General features: G+C 54.9%; 10 protein-coding genes. 4 read left to right on the forward strand and 6 right to left on the reverse strand.

What is annotated here, in order from left to right; translation table 11 throughout:
• Position 1 precedes the first annotated feature (1 nt).
• Genes pstC through phoU form a run of 4 tightly spaced genes read left to right on the forward strand, consistent with a single transcriptional unit; the run spans position 2 to position 3232 of the window.
• Positions 2 to 883, forward strand: coding sequence for a phosphate ABC transporter permease subunit PstC (pstC, locus tag HUU59_05340; GenBank protein NUO18853.1), 882 nt, complete (start codon positions 2 to 4; stop codon positions 881 to 883).
• A gap of 10 nt (positions 884 to 893) precedes the next feature.
• The gene (gene pstA / locus HUU59_05345) at positions 894 to 1748 is read left to right on the forward strand and encodes a phosphate ABC transporter permease PstA (protein ID NUO18854.1); all 855 of its coding nucleotides are present in this window, start codon (positions 894 to 896) and stop codon (positions 1746 to 1748) included.
• 3 nt (positions 1749 to 1751) lie between these two features.
• A complete protein-coding gene (locus HUU59_05350) occupies positions 1752 to 2516 on the forward strand; it encodes a phosphate ABC transporter ATP-binding protein (protein NUO18855.1) in 765 nt (254 codons plus the stop codon).
• Between the two features lie 53 nt (positions 2517 to 2569).
• Entirely contained in the window at positions 2570 to 3232 is a 663-nt protein-coding gene (gene phoU / locus HUU59_05355; GenBank protein NUO18856.1) for a phosphate signaling complex protein PhoU, read from the forward strand.
• Positions 3233 to 3306: 74 nt separating this feature from the next.
• Here the strand turns inward: phoU and HUU59_05360 are convergent, their stop codons facing one another.
• The 6 genes from HUU59_05360 to HUU59_05385 all read right to left on the reverse strand — a co-directional run bounded on the left by HUU59_05360 (position 3307) and on the right by HUU59_05385 (position 14267).
• Positions 3307 to 7626 (reverse strand): hypothetical protein, encoded by a 4320-nt coding sequence (locus HUU59_05360; GenBank protein NUO18857.1) that lies wholly within the window; start codon positions 7624 to 7626, stop codon positions 3307 to 3309.
• A 268-nt stretch (positions 7627 to 7894) separates the two neighbouring features.
• Positions 7895 to 11797 (reverse strand): hypothetical protein, encoded by a 3903-nt coding sequence (locus tag HUU59_05365; GenBank protein NUO18858.1) that lies wholly within the window; start codon positions 11795 to 11797, stop codon positions 7895 to 7897.
• A gap of 432 nt (positions 11798 to 12229) precedes the next feature.
• Positions 12230 to 12631, reverse strand: coding sequence for a response regulator (locus HUU59_05370; GenBank protein NUO18859.1), 402 nt, complete (start codon positions 12629 to 12631; stop codon positions 12230 to 12232).
• 38 nt (positions 12632 to 12669) lie between these two features.
• Positions 12670 to 13614 carry an HDOD domain-containing protein gene (locus tag HUU59_05375; GenBank protein ID NUO18860.1) on the reverse strand — a complete coding sequence of 315 codons (945 nt, stop codon included), beginning with the start codon at positions 13612 to 13614 and terminating at the stop codon, positions 12670 to 12672.
• 15 nt (positions 13615 to 13629) lie between these two features.
• Complete coding sequence (locus HUU59_05380) at positions 13630 to 14085, reverse strand: chemotaxis protein CheW (protein NUO18861.1); 456 nt, start codon at positions 14083 to 14085, stop codon at positions 13630 to 13632.
• 2 nt (positions 14086 to 14087) lie between these two features.
• The gene (locus tag HUU59_05385; protein NUO18862.1) at positions 14088 to 14267 is read right to left on the reverse strand and encodes a helix-turn-helix domain-containing protein; all 180 of its coding nucleotides are present in this window, start codon (positions 14265 to 14267) and stop codon (positions 14088 to 14090) included.
• Positions 14268 to 14360 lie beyond the last annotated feature (93 nt).

The following is a 14360-nucleotide window of genomic DNA, read 5'->3' on the forward strand; positions in this document are numbered from 1 at the left end:
CATGCCGTTAAGCAGACAATACTGGAAAGCGCGGGCAATCCGCTACTTCTTCATGACGTGTGCGGCGACCTCGGTTCTTATCGTGGCGCTTGTTTTCTTGTTCTTGGGGAAAGAGAGTATTCCGTTTGTCGCGGAGCATGGTATAGGCGAATTGCTCGGAGATATCTGGCAGCCGGTCTCCTTTGAAGATGAGCAGTTCGGCATTCTGCCGCTGATAACAGGCTCGATACTCGTAACAATTCTGGCCACGATTTTCGCGGTTCCGTTCGGCGTAATCAGCGCAATCTACATCGCTGAAATGGCGTCACCCGTGGAGCGCGAAATCTGGAAACCGGTTATCGAACTTCTCGCGGGTATTCCTTCGGTCGTGCTGGGGTTCTTCGGTCTCGTGGTCGTCGCGCCATTGGTCAAGGAAACCTTTGGACTCTCCTCCGGGTTGAATGCTTTGACCGGCTCCTTCCTGCTCGCGCTTATGGCCATCCCGACCATCATTACAATTTCCGAAGACGCGATTAGGAATGTTCCGCAGTCTTTCAAAGAGGCCTCCTATTCACTTGGTGCCTCAAAGCTGCAGACGATATGGAAAGTCACAGTCCCTGCCGCACTCTCAGGAATTGTCGCCGCGGTCATGCTCGGTTTGGGACGCGTGGTTGGAGAAACCATGGCCGTGATGATGGTCACGGGCAATGCCGCAATCGTCACGTGGTCGCCGACCGATCCCGTGCGCACGATGACAGCCACCGTCGCCGCCGAAATGGGTGAGGTTCCGTTTGGAAGTGAACACTATCATGCGCTGTTTGTCATCGGTGTCGTGCTCTTGTTCATGACCTTCGGTTTGAACATGGTTGCACAGCGCGTTCTTAAGAAATACAGGATAGGCTGACACCATGAGCATGAGGCCGCGCAACATCTCGGAGAAGTTCGTGTACTACACGATGCTGGGAGTCACCTACGCGATTCTGCTCGTTGTTGTGTATATCATCGCGGATGTGGTCGTAGGCGGAATCGGCACCATCAGTTGGGCATTTCTCACGGAAGCCCCCCGCAAGAGTGGCGAAGAAGGCGGCATCTTTCCTGTCATAGTTGGTACATTCTATCTCGTGCTGGGCACCATCACATTCGCACTTCCCTTGGGTATGGCCGGCGCAATCTATTTAAGCGAGTATGCCAAACAAGGCCGCCTGACTCGCATGATCCGCCTGGCCATTGTCACGTTGGCCGGAATACCCTCCGTTGTGCTGGGGCTGTTCGGACTCGGTTTGTTTGTCATATTCATGGGATTCGGCGCATCCATCCTTGCGGGCAGTCTGACTCTCGCCTGCATGATTCTCCCGACCATCATTGTCGCCAGCGAAGAGTCCCTGCGCTCCATTCCTCAGTCCTTCCGCGAAGGCAGCCTTGCGCTTGGCGCAACCAAGTGGGAAACGATTCGCCGCAACGTGCTGCCCTACGCGATTCCGGGTATGATGACCGGCTCCATTCTCGGTGTCGGCCGCGCCGCCGGCGAAACTGCACCAATACTCTTGACGGTCGCGGCCTTCTTCCTTCCCACTCTGCCGCAATCCGTGTTCGACCAATGTATGGCTTTGCCGTACCACTTATACATCTTGGCCACACAGCTGCCTGATGTGGAAAAAGCCCGGCCGATGCAGTACGGTACTGCACTCGTCTTAATCGCCGTCGTGCTTGGTTTTAACATGGCCGCTATCATCATTCGCTCCTATTTCAGACGGAAATACCGTTGGTAACGCATGACAGACGTCGCTCCTCATATTGAAGCCAGGCAACTGAACTTCTACTACGGTCCCGCGCAGGCACTGTTCAATGTGACAATTGCCCTTCGCAAGAGCAAGGTCACGGCCTTCATCGGCCCGTCCGGCTGCGGCAAGTCCACGTTTCTCCGCACGCTGAACCGCATGAATGACATTATTGACGGCACACGACTCGAAGGTCAGGTCCTCGTGGATGGAGTTGATATCTACAAAGGGTCGTGGAACGTCATTGATTTGCGCCGTAAGGTCGGCATGGTATTTCAGAAGTCGAACCCGTTTCCCAAGTCTATTTTCGAGAATGTTGCTTACGGCCCGCGCATTCACGGCGAGAAAAGCAAACGCAAGCTCGACGAAATCGTGGAGCAGAGTCTGCGCCGCTCCGGACTGTGGGAAGAGGTAAAAGACCGGCTGGACAACAATGCGATGGGACTCTCCGGCGGCCAGCAGCAGCGGCTTTGCATCGCTCGTGCCCTTGCCGTAAATCCCGAAGTGCTCCTAATGGACGAACCCGCCTCTGCTCTTGACCCCAAATCCACGGCACGCATCGAAGACCTCATCAGCGAATTGCGCGGGGATTACACGATTGTCATCGTCACACACAACATGCAGCAGGCCGCCCGCGTCTCCGACGACACCGCCTTCTTCTATGAAGGCAAACTCATCGAGTTCGGCCGCACTAAACAGATATTCACGAATCCGGTCGAAAAGCAGACGGAAGATTACATCACCGGCCGCTTCGGCTGAGATCTTTCGGCACTTCATGTGCCGGGTTACATAAAGGGTAAGGAATCCATCAAATGCCTGTTCATCTTAGGCGCGACCTTGACAAGCTGAAGCGTCTGATTCTTGGCTTCGGTGCGGCCGTCGAAGAAAATGCGCAGCTCTCTATCAAGGCGCTGCGCGAATTTGACTGCTCCATCGCCGAACATGTGATTGACCGCGACAATCAAATTAACCGCGACGAAGTTGAAATTGAGGAAGAGTGCCTGAAAATACTCGCCCTCCACCAACCCGTCGCCATTGACCTGCGCTATGTCGTTACAGTTCTGAAGATCAATGCAGATCTTGAACGTATCGGTGACTTCTCCGTGAACGTCTGCAAACGCGTCCGCACGCTGGCAAAGTCTCCCAAAGTATCTATGCCCCGCGAATTGAATCAGATAGCGGAAAAGGCCGTAAGCATGGTAAAAGCCTCGCTGGACTGTCTGGTCGAGCAGGATGTCGTGCGCGCACGGGCAGTCTGTGCTGCCGATGATGAAGTGGACGACCTCCAGCGCAAACTGTACGACATTATTCTCGGCGAAATAAAGTCCAAGCCTGAAGAGGCGCCGCAGTGGCTGCAAATCTTTTCCACGGTGCGCTACTTCGAACGTATGGGCGATTACGCCACCAATATTGCCGAAGATGTCATTTATCTGGTCGAAGGCGAGGTCATCCGCCACAAGGAACAGATAAACTAAACAACGCGATACCCTGAAAAGCAGAGCGGCGACCCATTCGGATCGCCGCTCTTTTCATGGTCAGAATCTAGTGATTACGGAGCTGGCGTGCAGTCTGCAGTAACCACCGCGTTGGCATAATTCAAGGGGAACCCTGCCGGAGCGTCATACACTTGCGGACCGGCAAGCAGGTTCGGCAGCGCCACCAACAGCGTCCAATCCGGGTCGGCGCCGTTGTCCGGGTTACCGTCGTTGTTCGGGTTGGTCGTCGTCCAGATGCTGTAGGATGCGTCTTGTGGTGCCGTGAAGTGGATTTGCAGGTGATCCGCAAAACCGCCGACGGTCACAACATACACCGCCAGATCAACCACCGGCTCGCACGGCACCGTCAGCACTGGGCACTGCACCGTCGGCACACAAGTGACACCGTCATCGGTGATGCTGAAACTAAAGACTCCGGCATCTGTGCTGAATGCGGTTACAAGCAGTTTATATTCAGCACCCAAAACAGAGCAGAACGTCGCTTGAGATGCAAATGCCGGCGTGGCACAGAAATCATCATCGCTGGTGACGCACACAAGCGTGTCGCAGGTGGAACAGAATACACCAATCTCCGTATCAAAGTCGGTATCTGTTTCCGGGAAACAAAGAGAAACAGTCATCGTATTTCCAGTCCCGACAAACTTGTACCATACTGCGTTCGGATCGCTGCCGGAGTACCATGTTGCGCAGGCAGGAAGCGTCGTCTCTCCAGTCGCACCAACGGTCGTTCCGGTATATTGTTGATTCAGGTTAGGCACCAGAACTGCATCGGCACATAGATCCGAGCCCTGCAGAACTGTCGGGCAGGCCGCGCTTTCGCAAGTCTGGCCTGAGGTCCACACACCGCTCAGAGTGTTGCACACTTCGATGATTTCATTGACACACGCCGTGGTGCCGTTATCATCATAGCAGCAACGAGCCACGGGGCACGGAGTCGATTCACAAGTCACTGTGCCGTTCCATGTTCCGCCCAGAGCGTTACACTCAAGCTGGGTGTTCGTCTCGCAGGCGCCGACACCGTTGTCAACGTAGCAGCAGCGTCCCACCGGGCACGGAATCGTCGCACAGCTGGCCGCGTCGTTCCACTGACCGTTCAACGCCGCGCATTCAGCAGAAAGGTTGTCCACACATGCGGGAGCGCCGTTGTCAAGATAGCAGCAGCGGCCTTCCGGTGCGCAATCCACCGGTGTTGTGCACGGTGCACCGAGAGTGATGATGAGTTCAAAGTTTCCGCTGCCCGCTCCCCATCCGTCAACAACGACGTAATAGGTACGTCCCAGTTCGGAGCAGAATCTCGCGGTCGAACGCAGGCCGGAGAAGGTACAGGTCGCATCGTCGTTTCCTGCAACGCAAGTGAAGTTTGCGCAGTCGTCCGAACAGAATACCGCAATCTGTGTATCGTAAGCAGTATAGCCTGAGCAGAGCGAAACGGTGATCGAGTCACCCGTTCCGGTGATGGTGTACCACTCGTCCGGCGCAGTATTGAATCCTTCATAAGGATCAGACGAGCCAAGCGCACACTGAGCGCCAGGATCGTTGTCTCCAGCGCCAACGGTGTTACCACGAACTGTAGCCGGGATAGTCAACGCCACCGCTTCCGCACATGTATTTCCACCGTCGAGGAAGGTCGGACAGGGACTTGCAGCGCAAGTTGTCGTACGATCCCAGTTGCCCGCCAATTGCTGGCATTCAAACGAGCCGTTATCCACGCAATCTGCGCCGCCGTTGTAGCAGCAGCGTCCGATGTCGGTGCACGGCGTCACGTTCAGCGTGTATGCGTCACAGCCTGTCGAGCGGTCCACCATGATATAGTAAGTGCCTGCCGCAAGCGGAACACAGTTCAAGCTCACCGTGTCTTGGAAGATATTTGCGAAGGCCACACAGTTGAAGCTGTCAGGCGGACAGGCCGTGGCAACCAGTAAACCGCGCGTAGCCGCAGCAGTCGCTATCAACTGCAGATTCCACGCGCCGTTCGTCGTTGTGGTCCAGCGATAGATATAGTCTTCACTCCCGTCCGCGGAACCTAAACAGGTGTTCGCGAAATCATTGACGGCTCCACAGGTCGTTCCGGCGTCGCTGAACGCGTCATTCGGCGCTGCTTCGTCATAGCACTCGCGAACAAGTACCGTTACACGCAGCGTGTCATTCGTGCGATTTTCGTCACTTGCTAAATTGCTGTAAATCGTCAGAGGATAGTCGCCAATCGCTACAGGCGCGGTTTCAGTGCCGAGGAAATCCACATCTTCCGTCTGGTTAAACGTGAGAATGCCCGTTGAACCATTGACAACTGCGCCGCCGTTAAACGAATAAGCCACGGGGCTCGATTGTGCAATCTGTCCTTTATTCTGGAACCGGCCGACAACATTGAATACTGATCCGGGAGCAACGCGCAGCGGACTAGGTTGCACCGCAGCAGTGCATGAAAAATCATTATCCGGACACCGGGTCACAGCCAGGTTGTAAGCATCACAACCTGTGGATCGGTCAACCATGATATAATACGTTCCCGCTGCCAGGGATAAGCAGTCGATAAACAGCGTATCCTGCGACTGATTACGTGAGGCAAGACAGTTGAAGCTGTCCGGCGGGCACGATGAAGATACTGCGAGACCACGAGTCGTTGTTGTGCCTGCCGTCAGCAAAAATCTCCATGCACCAGCCGTCGTTGTCGTCCACTGGTAAATGTAGTCTTCACTGCCGTCCGCCGTTCCCAGACAGGTGGCCGACCAATCGTTTAACGCGCCGCAGGTCGTTCCCGCGTCCGTGAATGAGTTTGATTGCGCTTCATCGTAGCAGTCACGAACCAGCACGGTCACGCGAACCGTGTCATTTGTGCGGTCTTCGTCCGTTGCCAGGTCACTCCACAATGTCAGCGTGTAATCGCCAATTGCCATCGGAGCGGTTTCTGTGCCGGCAAAGTCGTGGTCTTCAGACTGACTGGTATTCAAGATAGCTGTCGCTTCAGTCACAATCGCGCCACCGTTGAACTGATAGCTGATCGGGGAGGATTGCGCGTTCAAACCTGCGTTGCGGAAGCGGCCAACCACGTTGAACGCAGCACCTGGAGCCACGCGCAAAGGACTGGGCTGCAGCACCGATGAACAGGCAAAATCATCGTCCAGGAACAACTGATAGAACCAGATTGCCCGGCCCGTGTTGTCAATCACTCGACCGGCCGGTGCTCCGTTATGCAAATAGCTGACACCGTCCGTCAAAGGTCCGTCAATATGTATTGAAGAACTCGTCGAACCCGTTGCTCCATTCACCCAGTTCGTATTGTACTGCAGCTTGATCTTCCCATCCGGGTAAATGATGATCTGGAAGTTGTAGCGGTCGGTTGACTCTGAAAAGTGAGGAGTGTTCGTCCACGAAATGACAACTTTGTCGCCAAAGTCCCGCCAACGAACTTCGTTGTCACCTGCACCACCGCACCCCGAACCCGCCGGTCCGCCGCCGTCCGGATCAAGGTCATCCCAGAAGCCTGAAATCCACGGCGTCGTATTGGTTGCGCTGATGTCAGCGTTAGTCAATGCGGTTGATCCCGTCACAAATCTGAGCTGTCCATTCGAGTTTACAAAACCCGAATTGTAGCTGCCGCCGTAAAACGGGAAGTTCCAGCCCCACGTAATCGTAAACTGACTGTCATCTGTCGTTAGTAATTCGGTCGCCAGTGAATCGCCGCACAGTTCAATCCATGCGAACGTCGCGGTATCGCCAGCTAAATTGTCTACAAATCGGTAGCCCGAACCGTCCGGGCCGCCCGTATCGTCCAAACGTCCGCGTTCATCGCTTCCCAAACGGCTTTCATCCAGCAATCCGCTTGCATACAGCTCTTCCTTTTCGGTTGGGCTTAGTTGTGCGCCTGCGTTCAATCTCTCAAGCAGCATGTCGTAGTAACTCGCAAGTGCCGCGTCCTGATCCTGCACCCCTGCTTGCTGTGCCTCAGCAGGGAGCATTCCCGCAGCGAGCAACTCGTTGGATTCAGCCGCACTCAGCGTCGCGCCTTCATTCCAGCGTGACAGCAACGCATCAAGGTATTCAGCTTTGGCAGCTTCACGCTGCTGTTCAATCGCTTCGGCTTCTTCAAAAAGGCCGATCGAACGGAAATACTCAGGCGTCTTCTCATAAGACTCGGATTGAACCGCCTCGACCGTCTCACCGGCCGACTGCAAGACCTCAACCACTTCCTGACGCTTGGCCAGCAATTCCGGATTTGTTGCGTCCTGTGCGAGCAAGGCATCAATTTCTGCCAGCATCGCCCGCGTCGCGGCCGTGCTGTTCAGCACGTTTCGGCCTGCTTCAGTGGCGACCGCCAAATAGGCCGCGCCAAGCAGGAGGCATGTCATCACAACGAGTGATAGCCACTTCTTCATACTTTACCTCAGGTTTTTGGGGATTATTCCCGGGACTAAAACAAATATCTTGCCAGAACTCCAACAGGGGACGCAACACCAGAGACAAGGGAGTAACTTAAACGGTTAATATAAGGTTGAGAGTCAAGTTTGTAAAGCCGTTAAGCGGGGCGGGAAAATTTTTCCGACCGTTCAAACATCGACAAATGCAAGGCGGCCCACACGTAAAGGTGTGAGCCGCCTTGGTTTAGGTCATGGCAACCTGAGTCAGGCTGCCGTATCGAAGAGGCTATTGCGTAACTGACAACGTAAACGTTCCGACTTGCGAATTGTACCCGGAAACCCGGATATACACCGGTCCCGGAGCCGACGGCGAGAATGTAATCGTCGACTGCAAGCCATTCGAAACACAATTGTCGTCGTTACAGGCGAGTTCGGTGCCACCACAAGCTGACCAGGCAGAAATTCCTGTATCATAGTAGAAAGTGGCTTCGCAGGTAGTTGCTGTAATCGGATTCGTGTTCGGGGCATTGTACACATACCACACGTCATACAAGTCATCAAACGTGCAAGTGGTCACGTCAACACCAATAAAGGCGCCATCCGTACTACCCTGCAACGGTACGCCGTTGAACACTTCAATCGCGTTGCCGCAATCGTCGTTCGCGGGCGGCGGCGGCGGGCACGGATCGTTTGCACAATTGGCAAACTGCGTCCAGAAGCCACCCAAATCGTTGCACTCGGCTTCGGTGATGTCAGCGCACTGGAAGTCACCGTAGCAGCAGCGGCCAACAGGAGCCTGGAAGGGCTCGCAAACCGCCGTCACAACGTAGTTCAGGTAGTTCGAGAATCCAGCCGGGGCAACCCACGTCTGCGGTCCGGCAAGCAAGCCGGGCAGCGTGGCAACCAGCGTCCAGTCAGGATCAGCGCCGTCGTTCGGATCGCCGTCATTATTCGGGTTGCTCGTTGACCAAATCTTATAATCGTCGTCCTGCGGAGCCGTGAAGAACAGCTCGATATGGTCAGCAATGCTGCCAACCGTAGCGGCATAAATCGCCAGGTCAACAATCGGATCACACGGAGCGATTTCGCACGGACCGAAATCAATGACGCTCAACACATAGTCACCGTTCCAACCGGCACCCCACTCACCCGCACGGATGTAGTAGGTTCCGGCAGGCAGCGTATCGGCCACCATCGAACCGAAGTTCGCGGTCGGACGAAGCGCCGGCGGCAGCCATGCGTAGAAGTCGAGATCAGGGTTGCAGCCCCAATCGTCGTTGCACAGAATCGGGGTGCCGCAGCACTGTCCGTCTTCATAGACTTCAATGTGCGGATCGTTCGGATCGGCCATCACAGCAATCAGACGGCATTCGGTCAATGTGAAGTAGAAGAACTGATCCGGGCTGGTAGAAACCCAAGTGCCGCAATCGTCCGTGCACGTTCCCGTGCAGGAGTTCGTTGCACCTTCGTTGGCCACGTTGGCCGTCGCGGTTCCGTTCGGAACAACCACGATTTCCAGAGCCGTACCGCAGTCGTCGTTCGGCGGCTGAATAGCGCACGGATCGGTTTCGCAGGTCAGGAATTCATCCCACACACCGCCCAGCAATTCGCACTCACCAAAGGTGGTGTTGATACAGGAGAGACCGCCGTCATAACAGCAGCGTCCCGTCGGCGGCACGCACGGCGTGCAATCCAACCAGGCACGATACTGGAAGTTGCCGCTGTACGGGAGCGCGCCAGCACCGAACACCGTCGGGCCAACCCACGTCCAGTACGTTCCCGGAGGCAAGCAAAGCACGGTCGTCGTGACAACTTGTCCGCAACCCGCGGCAGGACCGGCCTGACCAAGAATGGTCAAGGCTTCGCACGGGCCGCCGATGATGAAGCCAAGCACGCCGTCGAACTCGGCGATCACCGACCACGTCACGTTTTGCGTATCAGTCAGCGTGAATTCATACCAGTCAGTGTCACGATAGTCGAGACCTACGCAGTTGTCATAGGTAAACGAACGGCCGCAAATGGTATCGCCGCACTGAATATCCTGGAACAGGCGGGGACCGACGTTGTTGCAGCCGCCGTTGGCGTCAATCGTGTCGTTATTGCACGTATCGAATTCGGCGACTTCGAGGATATCGAATGCGCCGCAGTCGAGTTCGCACGGATTCACACACTCTGTGTTCGCGCACAGCGTGCCGTCGCCTTCATACGTACCGCCAAGAATGGCACAGTAGCTTGAAGTAACGTCCGCACAGATACCGGTGCTGTAGCAGCAAGCGCCTGTAACACACGGATCCGTCGCACAGCTCAGGCCTTCCGTCCACTCGCCGCCGAGGGCATTACACTGGGCCAGCGTGTTGTCCACACACTGCGTAGAAATGCCGTCGAAGTAACAGCAACGCGCCGCAGAACAGCCCGCTTGCGTGACTTCCAATGTATAGGCACCGCTGCCTCCGCTCCACGGCTCGACGTTCACAAAGTACGTTCCGGCATCCAATTGGAAGCACGAAATCGTAGATTGAAGCGTAAAGACTCCGTTGCACTCACTGTCATCGTTCTGCGCAAGAACGCCGGAGCAGCAAGCGCTCGTCAGATAAAGGTAAGTATCAAACGTGGATCCGCACAGCGTGAAGGTCCACAATCCGGTCGTGGGGATGACCACTTCGTAGATATGGTCCAAACCGGTTCTAATGTTACAATCATCGCCCGCACCTACCGTCGTACCGTTCCAGACGCCTGGGGCCGTCACCGAGAAGTCGGCGCACTCGCGAACAAGCACTTGGACTCGGATGGTATCATTGGAGCGATTCTCGTCAGTCGCGAGGTCACTGTAAATCAACAGTTCATAGTCGCCGACAACGCCGGGTGCGGTTTCCGTTCCGGCCCAGTCGTGGTTTTCGGTTGCGAACTGTGCCAGTGCCGCCGTATTTTCCGTGTTGATCGGACCGCCGTTGAAGCGGTACTTCACCGGAGCGGATTCCGTCGTCGTTCCGAAGTTCGTGAACTGCGCAACGATATTAAGAACCGCGTTCGGGGAAACCTGCAGCGGAGCGGGCGAAATCAAAGAGGTCGCCGCAAAGTCATGGGTAAGACCTTGACCGAGATAGAACCAAACTGCACGGCCGTCGAGGGCGTTCGTGTAGGCAGAATCCATGACCGTTGAACAGTGGTAATTCAAGAAGTCACCACCGGTCGTACGGTGAATTCCGATAAGTGGGCTGGAACCATTGGTATTAGCATCAGCCACAACGGCCTGAATCTGGCGATACTGGAACTTAATCTTGCCATCATTCCAAAGCTGAACTTGATAGTCAAGCAAATCCGTACCGTTTGTACAACACGTACCCACCGAGTCCCACGTGATGGTCACATGGTCAGCATACTGCTGATACACAACGCGGCCGCCGTCCGAGCTTGCGCCCGTGTTGGTGTTGCCGTCATCATGGTACGGTAGAATCATCGGATTAGCAAACGTCATTGACGGGCACGGATTTGACCACGACGTGTATGTAGTCACAAAGGCAATCACGCCATTTGTGGATGCATTTGCCGAGGTGTATGTCGTGCCATAAAACGGGAAATTGAATCCAAACGGTACCGACGCTGCCGCATCGTCAGAGCTCGAAATCGGCAATTCAATCGGAGCCGTTGGCTCTTCCCAAGCATAGGTAGCCGTGTCGCCGGCAAGGTTATCCACCCAACGGTAGCCGAACGGGCTCGGACCGCCCTGATCGTCAAGGCGATTCTCATACCGGACTTCCGTCACTTGCATTGCCCAATACGCTTCAAGCATTTGCTTGTCGGCAAGGCTCAAATCACGGCCAGCCTCAAGTGCTTCAAGGGCGGCGGCAATGCGGTCCTTGTTGAACGGGCTTTCCTGAACCACAGCTTCCTGAACCACAGGTGCTTCAGTTGCCGGAGCCTCATAGCCCGCCGGAGCCTGCGGGGAAAGCAGGTCCTGCACAGCGCCTCTGTCGAGGCCGAGCTTCACATTAAGTTCTGCCTTCTTGGCGGCGAGTTCTGGCGTCTCTCCATACTTGAGCATCGACTGCTCAACTTGGAGAAGCTCCATTTTCGCACGATCGCGTTCCGTCATTTGCTTGTTTCGGCCAGTCTGCTTTGCCACTGCAAAGCCGATCATGCCACAACACAAGATGCCGGTCACTACATACATGAGCCATTTCTTGGTCATCTTCTCTACCTCACTGCTAAGGGTTTTGGGTCTGGGGTCTGGGACCCGATTTGCACGTACTCACAAATACCTTGCACAACTGGTGGGGTTCACCAGTTTCTAAGTTGGATAAATATAGTTGCGAACAAGCAGGGAGTCAATACAAACTGGTTCAAATAAACACATTGTCAGTCTCGGTTAATCAAATCGCAAATTCTTATTTATTAGCATCTAAAAGTATTTATCGATATGTCGTTAATCTTCAACAAATTTCTTAACAGCATACAGCGAATAAACTTAGTAGCTATTCACCAAACTCCTATACGAAGTGTGAAAAATCTTATCCTCTTCTCTTCTTTACAAAAGTGACCCACTGACCAAAATAAAAAGCCGGCTGAATTGCCGGCTTTTCATCACTATCCTGTTTCAAAAAGGGTCAGAATTATTGAGAAATCACTGAGCTGTCGCAGCTTGCTTCAAAGCACGAAAATACTCTCTTGAAAACAGATTCAAGTCATTCCCTGTTGGTGAAAAATCCTTGGACAGAATCGCATTTGCCCCCAAAGACCGCAGTTCATCCTGTACCGACGGTTGATCCAATATCGGTAGTCCCGTCACCACCACGACTCCCGGCTTGAGATTCCGCTCCAGCATCTTCATCAGCACCGCCCGTCCGCTCATGCGCGGCATCTCAAGGTCCAAGGACACAACGTCCGGTGCGGTCTTCTGAATCGTCTCGATGCACTCGTCCCCGTCCGAAACCGCAGCCGCGACCTCGAAACCCTCTTCTTTTTCGATGAGCTGCTGCAATATCCGGCGCACAACCGGATTGTCATCCGCTATTAAAACTCGCACAGCACGTCCCCCTATCGAGGTATTCATAATCTGAACTTCTAATCCGATGTTGCAAGCCTGATAAATTCTCTGGCCCGGTCAATGTTCTCTTCGATTTCCGTGACAAAGGCCGGGATATCCAAGGACAAAATACCGGGGTTCTCCTTTGCAAGAACCTCCCACGCCGGGTCCTGCGACAGATGGTCGTTGACTCGTTCGCGCACCGATGAATCGAGAATTGCCCGCGCCAGACTTGACGACAAATGCACAATCGCCGTCAGCACACTGTACTCCGGCGCAAGATTCGGCTGATGATGATAGCGAATGCTTTCCACAATCGAATTGGGCAGCGACCACTTTTCGGCAATCCAAGCTCCAATTTCCGCATGGTCGGTTCCCAGTATCCGCTGCTCCGCGACAATCGAAGGAATGTTTTCCGCCGATGCAATCTGAAACGCCTCTTCGAGCTCGTTGTGGTAATACTGGTGCAGTACAATTTTACCGATGTTGTGCAGCAGGCCGGCGGTGAATTCAATGCCGTGCAGCCGCATTTGCAGCTTGGCCGCCAGCACTCGCGCGATTTCACCCGTGCCCGCGCTGTGCTCCCAGAACACTTCCCGGCGGAACGAGCTCGAACTGCCCGAATCCGGAAAAGCCTTCAGTACCGCGATGGACGTCACAAGATTGGACACCTCGCGCATCCCCAGCACGACCAGCGCCATGTTCAACGACTCGACGCGCTTCGGCATGCCGTAGAACGCGCTGTTCGACACGCGCAGAATCTTGCCCGTCATGGACGGGTCGTTGCGGACAATTCGCACAATCTCCGACATCCCCACCATCGGGTCATTGGCCAGTCGAGCCACTTCAAACGCGATGGTCGGCAACGTCGGCAAATCGGTCGCATCACGCAGCCGCGCGATCACGGCCTTGCTGCGCGCGGGATCGCCGACGAGCAAATCTTCATTGGGATCAACAGAAACGTAACTATGGGACGAATGCATTATATCTCCGGATCGCTAACAAATTTCGGTGTTAATAAGCTCAGACACATTCAGCCAGAATACATCACCATATCGGGTAACAGTACGGGCGCGGGCAGGCAGCGGCGAACATTCAAGGTCCGTATTCAGCAGACCCCGGCCGTGGACGGGAATCACCTCGTCGGCCAGATCGAACACAAGACCCAGTGTTTCGCCCTGGTTCTCCACCAGTGCGACCGTTGGAAGTATCGTTGTATCACTCGCGCTGCAGCGGCGCAAGTCAATCACAGGCACGCGGCCTTGCGCAAGCTGCACGAGTCCCGAATAACCCTCTTCGGTGTTGGGAATCAGCGGCACGCTTGAAAACAGACCCTGAATCTCTTCGACGCCAAGCGCATATCGCCAGCTTCCGAGGCGGAAGCAGACCAGCTTGGTGTTGGGAGAAGCAGCGGCAGCGGCACGGCGGCCGGGTCGGGGAGGTGAAGCAACCATGTCTATTGCTGCTTCAGCTTCTTCTCCAGACCAAGCAGAAGTCGTGCGGCAATTCTGTTCGGGCTGGACTTGCCGTTTTCCCAGCGGTTGACCGTGGAAAAGGTCACACCGATCAGGTGGGCAAAGTCTTCTTGTGTAAGCTGCATACGCTGCCTGATTTGGCGAATGCGTTCAGCGTCCATACGCATTTGATCCAAGAGGTTCTCCGGAAGTTAGGTGGCCAATAGAATTGTGAACCTCTTTCCGTTGTGCAATAGCTGGGCCATCGCGTAGGC

Source organism: bacterium (genome assembly GCA_013360195.1).
GTDB lineage: Bacteria > Electryoneota > RPQS01 > RPQS01 > RPQS01 > JABWCQ01.

What these genes read in the sequence shown, in the direction of transcription:
- pstC (NUO18853.1), top strand. Translation starts at nt 2, where the DNA reads ATGCCGTTAAGCAGACAATACTGGAAAGCGCGGGCAATCCGCTACTTC.
- pstA (NUO18854.1), top strand. Translation starts at nt 894, where the DNA reads ATGAGGCCGCGCAACATCTCGGAGAAGTTCGTGTACTACACGATGCTG.
- HUU59_05350 (NUO18855.1), top strand. Translation starts at nt 1,752, where the DNA reads ATGACAGACGTCGCTCCTCATATTGAAGCCAGGCAACTGAACTTCTAC.
- phoU (NUO18856.1), top strand. Translation starts at nt 2,570, where the DNA reads ATGCCTGTTCATCTTAGGCGCGACCTTGACAAGCTGAAGCGTCTGATT.
- HUU59_05360 (NUO18857.1), bottom strand. Translation starts at nt 7,626, where the DNA reads ATGAAGAAGTGGCTATCACTCGTTGTGATGACATGCCTCCTGCTTGGC.
- HUU59_05365 (NUO18858.1), bottom strand. Translation starts at nt 11,797, where the DNA reads ATGACCAAGAAATGGCTCATGTATGTAGTGACCGGCATCTTGTGTTGT.
- HUU59_05375 (NUO18860.1), bottom strand. Translation starts at nt 13,614, where the DNA reads ATGCATTCGTCCCATAGTTACGTTTCTGTTGATCCCAATGAAGATTTG.
- HUU59_05380 (NUO18861.1), bottom strand. Translation starts at nt 14,085, where the DNA reads ATGGTTGCTTCACCTCCCCGACCCGGCCGCCGTGCCGCTGCCGCTGCT.
- HUU59_05385 (NUO18862.1), bottom strand. Translation starts at nt 14,267, where the DNA reads ATGGACGCTGAACGCATTCGCCAAATCAGGCAGCGTATGCAGCTTACA.